We start from the raw sequence: 6,963 nt of genomic DNA on the forward strand, positions 1-6,963 counted from the left end.
TTAAAAATTGGCGGAGAAGCTTTTAAAGGACTTGCTGCCGAAATCACAGGTGTTGGCGGCCTAGCCGTTTGTATAAATTGGTAAAAGTTACTTTTGAAAAACCTGCCCAATTAGAAATTGGACAGGTTTTTTTTATTTCACAAAACCAAGCAGCATTTCTCGCAAAAGTTTGCTTGCTGTATTCGCCGTTTGATCAGAATGATCATATACAGGCGCTACCTCTACAAGGTCTGCACCGACGACATGCACATCAGAACCAGCAATGGCATGAATAGATGCCAGCAGTTCTTTTGACGTAATACCGCCAGCATCTACCGTTCCTGTACCAGGCGCATGAGCTGGGTCAAGTACATCGATGTCAATTGTCACATAAACTGGACGGCCTTTCAGCTTTGGCAATACTTGCTTCAATGGCTCCAGCACTTCAAATTTAGAAATGTGCATGCCTGCTTCTTTTGCCCATTCAAATTCTTCTTTCATCCCTGAACGGATGCCGAAAGAGTATACATTTTCAGGTCCAATAAGTCCTGCAACTTTACGAATCGGTGTCGAATGTGAAAGCGGCTCACCCTCATATTCCTCACGAAGATCGGTATGTGCGTCCATATGGATGATGGCCAAATCAGGGTATTTCTTATACATCGAACGGAAAACCGGCCAAGACACAAGATGCTCTCCGCCCATTCCTAATGGAAACTTCCCTTTTTCTAAAATGCTGTCAACATACTCTTCAATTAAATCTAAGCTTTTCTGTGCATTGCCAAATGGAAGCGGGATGTCGCCAGCATCAAAGAATGGCACCTCGTGCAGTTCACGATCTAAATAAGGACTGTATTCCTCTAATCCAATGGATACTTCACGAATACGGTTCGGGCCAAAACGTGAGCCTGGACGGTAACTGACGGTCCAATCCATCGGCATCCCGTATAAAATGACTTTCGCATCTTCCCATGTCGGATGACTTCCAATAAACACTTTTCCTGAGTAAGCCTCGTCGAATCTCATACAAGATTCCTCCTTTTACGCTTCAAAAAATGCGCAAACTGACATTTGCGCATTTCCATTTCGCTTGATTTATTTGATTAAATCGCTCACAAATTTCGGCAGAACGAATGCCGCTTTGTGCAATTCTTTTGTGTAATATTTCGTATCAATATCAAAGAAGCGGCTGTCTTCTACAGCAAGTGGATCATACTTCTTAGAACCGATAGTAAATGTCCAAAGACCGCTTGGATATGTTGGGATATTCGCTGTATATAACTTGGTAATCGGGAAAATTTCTTTCACATCACGCTGTACATTTGTAATTAACTCAGGTGTGAACCAAGGGTTGTCCGTTTGTGCAACGAAAATACCGTCTTCTTTGAGTGCTTTTGAGATTCCTGCGTAAAATCCTTTAGAGAACAGGTTTACAGCTGGTCCAACTGGCTCAGTTGAGTCAACCATGATCACGTCATATTCGTTGTCGGCTTCCGCAATGTGCATAAAGCCGTCTCCGACTTTCACATCTACACGAGGATCGTCTAGTTTCCCAGCAATTGAAGGAAGGAACTTCTTCGAGTATTCAATGACCTTGCCATCAATATCAACAAGTGTCGCTTTTTTCACACTTGGATGCTTCAGGATTTCACGAATGACACCACCGTCTCCTCCGCCTACAACAAGGACATTTTCCGGGTTTGGATGAGTGAAAAGAGGAACATGTGCCACCATTTCGTGGTATACAAACTCATCTTTCTCTGATGTCATCACCATACCGTCTAAAAACAGCATATTGCCAAACTCTTCTGTTTCCACCATTTCTAAATGCTGAAAATCTGTTTGTTCTGTGTGAAGGGTTTTGTTCACCTTCAATGTAATGCCAAAATTCTTCGTTTGCTTCTCTGTATACCAAAGTTCGCTCATTGTTCATCTTCCTCTCATCCAATAATAAACAAACATCTATTGTTAGCGCCTTTTATCGGCTATGACTATATCGATTGTCCAAGAAAAAAGTATAGTGGATTCGTATCAAATTGTAAAGAACCGCATGAGATAACTTCATTTTTAAAGCACACCCTTGCAGTCGCCTGTTTAAAACGGTTTTCTTTGTCCCATACTGATAAAAAACCGTCAAAATGGGGGCTTTGCATGGACACAATCATGAGTAATAAAAAAATCCGCATGACCGTGAAAACGATTCGGGCCTGTTTTTTTATCGGCTTGCTCGCTTTTCTATTTGCAGGCACAGTCTTTTTGACGATTCTTTTACTTGCTAAGTGGCAAGGCGCTCCCTCTGTTCAAGTTCCCCAATCCACGACCATTTATGCAGCCGATGGGTCTAAACTTGGCGAATCAAGCTTTGGAGAAAAGAGATATTGGGTTCCGTTAAAGGACATGTCCCCTCATATACAGCAGGCAGTGGTCGCGGTTGAGGATAAAACCTTTTATCAGCATCACGGCTTTGATGTAAAACGCATGGCGGGTGCTGCGGTGGCAGACATTCGTGCAATGGCAAAGGTACAAGGCGCCAGCACGATCACCCAGCAATACGCACGAAATTTATATTTAGATCATGATAAAACATGGAAGCGGAAGTGGAATGAAGCCTTTTACACGATCCGCTTAGAACAAAACTATACAAAAGATGAGATATTAGAAGGATACTTGAACACCATATATTATGGCCACGGCGCATACGGCGTGGAAGCGGCATCCCGCCTTTACTTTGGAAAAAAAGCGAAGAACTTAACTTTAGCTGAGTCTGCCTTGCTTGCCGGTATTCCAAAGGGGCCTTCTCTCTACTCCCCTTATGTGAATGAGGAGAAAGCCAGCGCAAGAAAGAATATGATTCTGAGGCAAATGCAAGAGGATGGCATGATTACGAAAAAAGAGGCTGCTGATGCCAGCAAGGAAAAGCTGTCCTATCGCCCGCTCAAGCAAAAGCAGCTGCAAGCAAAGTTGGCCCCGTATTTTTATGATGATGTCATTCGCGAACTGAAACAAACGCTGGGTTTAACCGAGGAACAAATTGAAACGTATGGTCTTCATATCGAAACGACCTTACAACCTGAATTACAAAAAATCGCTGAAAAGACTTTAACCAACATCATGGATTCTGAATCAGATATCCAAATCGGCTTTGCTGCCATCCATCCCCAAACAGGGCATGTACTCGCCCTCATAGGCGGGAGAGATTACGAGAAAAGCCCATTCAATCGTGTCACACAAGCAAAAAGACAGCCGGGTTCAACAATGAAACCACTTCTCTATTACATGGCTTTGCAAAATGGGTTCACTCCAGCAACGGTGATGCGCAGTGAAGAAACTGTTTTTGAACTCGATGAGCAAGGAAGCGGCGCCGCTTATTCACCAAGCAACTATCATGGCTATTACGCCAATGACGGTATTACGATGCTTCAAGCTTTGGCTCTATCTGATAACATTTATGCGGTCAAAACCCATCTATTTTTAGGAATGGAACAGCTTGTACGTGCAGGCAAAACGTTCGGGATTCACGAAAAACTAGATCAAGTGCCTTCACTTGCGCTAGGTACTTCACCTGTCAAACCAATCGAAATGACCAATGCTTACGCGATGCTGGTCAATGGAGGAAAACGCGTCAAACCAACCTTTATTACGAAAGTAACGGACGCAAAGGGCAACGTACTCTTTGAGGAGAAACAAAAACGAGAGCAAGTACTAGATGAAAAAGCAGCATTTGTCACCACTGACATGATGTCAGGGATGTTCAATGATCAATTAAATGGCTATACAAGTGTCACAGGTCGTACCATTTCAAAAGATCTTACCAGAAATTATGGAGGAAAATCAGGGACGACAGGCGCTGACAGCTGGATGATCGGCTTCTCTCCCCAGCTCGTCACAGGTGTGTGGACCGGCTACGATAAAGGACGCACCATTGACTCGGTCAAAGAAACCGCCTATGCGAAAAAGATATGGGCTTCCTTTATGGAATCAGCCCTCTCGAATCAGCCAGCCTCCTCCTTCATGCCGCCAGACGGTGTAAAAGGCGTATATATCAATCCAAAAACCGGTGATCTCGCTGGCCCAGGATGCGAATCAAAGGTATTTACCTATTTTATAGAAGGAACGGAGCCGACCGGTGTCTGCTACGGTGCCGAGAACAAAGCATCTGAGCAAGACATGGCTCAGGATCAACAGCCTAAGAAATGGTGGGAAAAGTGGCTGAAGCGTTAAAAATGGACATGAAAAACCCCGAGATCTGCATCTCGGGATTCTCCATGTCCTAGCTTTAACACCAGTTTACTGAAAAAACGACTGGAATTGGTATCCATTCATCATTCTTCACAAAAATTTCACAATTACTCAGGAACAGCCAATCCTTCTTTTAATTCATCTGTGGATGCTTCCCATAACGCCTCATTGTGACTCTTCAAGAAATCAGCGAGCACCTTTTTCGAACCATCATCCATATGACTGACAACGATTTTACGCTTCATGGATTTATCCATTAAATTCACATGCTCAGGAAGCGACTTATATCCTCTGCGGATCGAGCGGTCAACCGTCATTTCACAAGCTGTGACACCAGCATAATATGGCCCCTCTTCTCTGCGGTCAATCGTCACCCATACGAGCCAATACGGTTTTCCGTTAGGCACCTCTTCTTTGGTTTTTAAAAATTTAATTCCTTTTTCGACGGCACTTCTTGCATGCATCGCACCAATATCAATGACGGCTTCCTTTTCCTCCACATCAATGATCACTGGTGAGATATTATCAAGGCTGAGGGCACCTGCCCCAAAACCTCCATGCCCATCCGTTGCATCTGTTTTTTTAATGATATTAAAACCAATTGGTTTCTTCTTTTTACCTTCCATTCATTAAACCTCCTAAAGCAGCGGCTTCAAAATAAGATTAAACCAGTATATGATTTGATCCCGCATTCCGATCAACGGAACAAAAACAAACTGACCTAGCGGCGTGATGACGAAGATGAGGAAAATGATGATTCCATACTGTTCAAATTGCGTCATCTTTGCACGGATGCCGGGACTGACAACATCCTCAATAATACGATATCCATCCAGCGGCGGGATCGGTAATAAGTTAAATAGGAACAAAATCACGTTCAAGTTAATAAAGATTTGGAAGAAATAATCGATCCCCGGCTCAAAGCGAATGAGCGACTCCCCGCCAAATTTCTGAAGAAGCGCATACACACAAAAGCCCAAAAATGCCAAAACCAAATTGCTTAAAGGTCCAGCGATCGACACACATATCCCTGCGAGACGTGGGTTTTTGAAATGGTACCGATTCACAGGTACAGGCCTCGCCCAGCCAAACCCAGCCACAAAGATCAAGATCGTCCCGAAAATATCAAGGTGCTTCAATGGATTGAGCGTCAGTCTCCCTTGATTTTTAGCTGTCGGATCTCCAAAACGATACGCAACATATGCATGCGCCAGCTCGTGCATCGTAAAAGCCACAACAAGCGTAATGGCGACATATGGAATCAGTTCTAATGGATAAACAAGAAATTGGTCCAAAGGCATGAATCCCTCTTTCTTTCTATACAATGATTTACTTCATTCAGTATACTATAAGAAGTCCCTTAAACTAAAGGGAAGCGTAGCATGAAAGGAAAAAGGAGGTTTTCGCCATGCCAATTATCACCGTTCAAATGCTTGAAGGAAGAACAGATGAGCAGAAAAGAGCTCTTGTGGAGAAAGTCACAGATGCCGTTGTTGAAACAACAGGCGCAGGTGCAGAAAAAGTCTCTGTCATTATTGAAGAAATGAAAAAAGAACATTATGCTGTAGCAGGAAAGCGAATGAGCGACCTGTAAGCATATAAAAAGGACAAACACTTTTTCGGTGTTTGTCCTTTTGTCTCTTACCTTATCTGTACCAAGCTTTATTACGGTTCACTTGATTTTTATGAGCCGCATCGAAGTAATCGACAGTGTAAGAATAATCATAATTCATTAAGCAGACAATTCCGCTGCCTTGAGGGTCATGCGGCAAACCGAAGTTATGGCCGTATTCATGTGTAGCCGCTTTTGCTGTATTCGCTGTTCCTTGATCAAGGTTGACACTGAACGCACTTCCGCTCGGTGCACTATTGTAAACATAAGCGATTCCGCCAGCATCAAAGTTTGGATTTGCTGTAAATCCTGTGACAAAATCGTATCCTCTGCCATCAAAGCTGCGCTGAAGGTTAGACAAAATTTGTGATGCATTTGATCCTGAAGACGTCCAAGACCCTACGGCTTGTACGACAAAGTCCACATCATGATCACGGTTAAATGTCACATCCGCTTGCTCAATGATGCTGACAATGCGCGTCTGCCAATCACTATATTTCGCACGATACTGCGCATCAGCTACTGCATAGACGGTCACTTTCTGACTGCCTGTACTAGCTTTTGTTGAAATCGAATCTCCTGTATTTGCTTTAAAGGTTCTAGACCCTACCTGTTTACCAGACTCATCTAAAATCTTTGTTGTCACATCTCTTTCAATAGGAGGTGCCTTCGTCAAATCTTTAAAATCGTTTGCCTTTGGCAACCCTTCACTAATATGTGTTTCAAACGGCGCATGATCATGATCATGCCCATGACCTGCACTTGCAACTGGTGCAGAAGCTGAACTTACCCCCGGTAACAAACTACCTACCAATAAAAATGACAAAAAGACTGAACGCTTTTTCATTCCTATCCCTCCTTTGTTTTTCACAAAGTTATATATTCACTGAAAATTCACCATTTTCCTTCTATTCAGTCAAAAACAGGGAATTGGATATACAGGAAGAAAGTCGAAACATGTCATTTTCACTAATTTTTCGGATATTTTGACACACATTTCATCAAAAAACAGCACTTTTGGTCTGGGTCATTTACATAGTAATCATCCGCCTTTTTCTAAAATGATGTCATAGACCCAGCCACATCATATAAGGGAGAAAAAATTGATATTAGAAAAGATAAAGTCAGACTTT

General features: G+C 42.9%; 7 protein-coding genes. 2 read left to right on the top strand and 5 right to left on the bottom strand.

What is annotated here, in order from left to right; genetic code table 11:
• Nucleotides 1-132: 132 nt before the first annotated feature.
• Together speB and speE are read right to left on the bottom strand one after the other, a co-directional pair.
• A complete protein-coding gene (gene speB / locus V7L95_RS05570) occupies nt 133-1,005 on the bottom strand; it encodes an agmatinase (RefSeq protein ID WP_007497709.1) in 873 nt (290 codons plus the stop codon).
• A 69-nt stretch (nt 1,006-1,074) separates the two neighbouring features.
• Nucleotides 1,075-1,905, bottom strand: a complete 831-nt coding sequence (gene speE, locus V7L95_RS05575; protein ID WP_003214614.1) for a spermidine synthase — start codon at nt 1,903-1,905, stop codon at nt 1,075-1,077.
• 225 nt (nt 1,906-2,130) lie between these two features.
• On the opposite strand from speE, the gene V7L95_RS05580 reads away from it, so the two are divergent.
• On the top strand, nt 2,131-4,200 hold the full coding sequence (locus V7L95_RS05580) for a transglycosylase domain-containing protein (protein WP_081114229.1): 2,070 nt from the start codon (nt 2,131-2,133) through the stop codon (nt 4,198-4,200).
• Between the two features lie 125 nt (nt 4,201-4,325).
• On the opposite strand, the gene V7L95_RS05585 is transcribed toward V7L95_RS05580, so the two are convergent.
• Together V7L95_RS05585 and V7L95_RS05590 are read right to left on the bottom strand one after the other, a co-directional pair.
• The gene (locus V7L95_RS05585; protein WP_007497712.1) at nt 4,326-4,844 is read right to left on the bottom strand and encodes a YwhD family protein; all 519 of its coding nucleotides are present in this window, start codon (nt 4,842-4,844) and stop codon (nt 4,326-4,328) included.
• A 12-nt stretch (nt 4,845-4,856) separates the two neighbouring features.
• Entirely contained in the window at nt 4,857-5,519 is a 663-nt protein-coding gene (locus V7L95_RS05590) for a site-2 protease family protein (RefSeq protein WP_017360077.1), read from the bottom strand.
• Between the two features lie 107 nt (nt 5,520-5,626).
• On the opposite strand from V7L95_RS05590, the gene V7L95_RS05595 reads away from it, so the two are divergent.
• Nucleotides 5,627-5,812, top strand: coding sequence for a 2-hydroxymuconate tautomerase (locus V7L95_RS05595; RefSeq protein WP_008343530.1), 186 nt, complete (start codon nt 5,627-5,629; stop codon nt 5,810-5,812).
• Nucleotides 5,813-5,864: 52 nt separating this feature from the next.
• On the opposite strand, the gene V7L95_RS05600 is transcribed toward V7L95_RS05595, so the two are convergent.
• Nucleotides 5,865-6,677, bottom strand: a complete 813-nt coding sequence (locus tag V7L95_RS05600; RefSeq protein ID WP_025208148.1) for a zinc-dependent metalloprotease — start codon at nt 6,675-6,677, stop codon at nt 5,865-5,867.
• Nucleotides 6,678-6,963 lie beyond the last annotated feature (286 nt).

Origin of the sequence: Bacillus sp. PPSBB_11, assembly GCF_038023285.1 — a bacterium.
Taxonomy (GTDB): Bacteria; Bacillota; Bacilli; order Bacillales; family Bacillaceae; genus Bacillus; species Bacillus altitudinis.

Bases quoted from the DNA above. Each gene is read 5' to 3' on its own strand.
- speB (WP_007497709.1), bottom strand. From the start codon at position 1,005: ATGAGATTCGACGAGGCTTACTCAGGAAAAGTGTTTATTGGAAGTCAT.
- speE (WP_003214614.1), bottom strand. From the start codon at position 1,905: ATGAGCGAACTTTGGTATACAGAGAAGCAAACGAAGAATTTTGGCATT.
- V7L95_RS05580 (WP_081114229.1), top strand. From the start codon at position 2,131: ATGGACACAATCATGAGTAATAAAAAAATCCGCATGACCGTGAAAACG.
- V7L95_RS05585 (WP_007497712.1), bottom strand. From the start codon at position 4,844: ATGGAAGGTAAAAAGAAGAAACCAATTGGTTTTAATATCATTAAAAAA.
- V7L95_RS05590 (WP_017360077.1), bottom strand. From the start codon at position 5,519: ATGCCTTTGGACCAATTTCTTGTTTATCCATTAGAACTGATTCCATAT.
- V7L95_RS05595 (WP_008343530.1), top strand. From the start codon at position 5,627: ATGCCAATTATCACCGTTCAAATGCTTGAAGGAAGAACAGATGAGCAG.
- V7L95_RS05600 (WP_025208148.1), bottom strand. From the start codon at position 6,677: ATGAAAAAGCGTTCAGTCTTTTTGTCATTTTTATTGGTAGGTAGTTTG.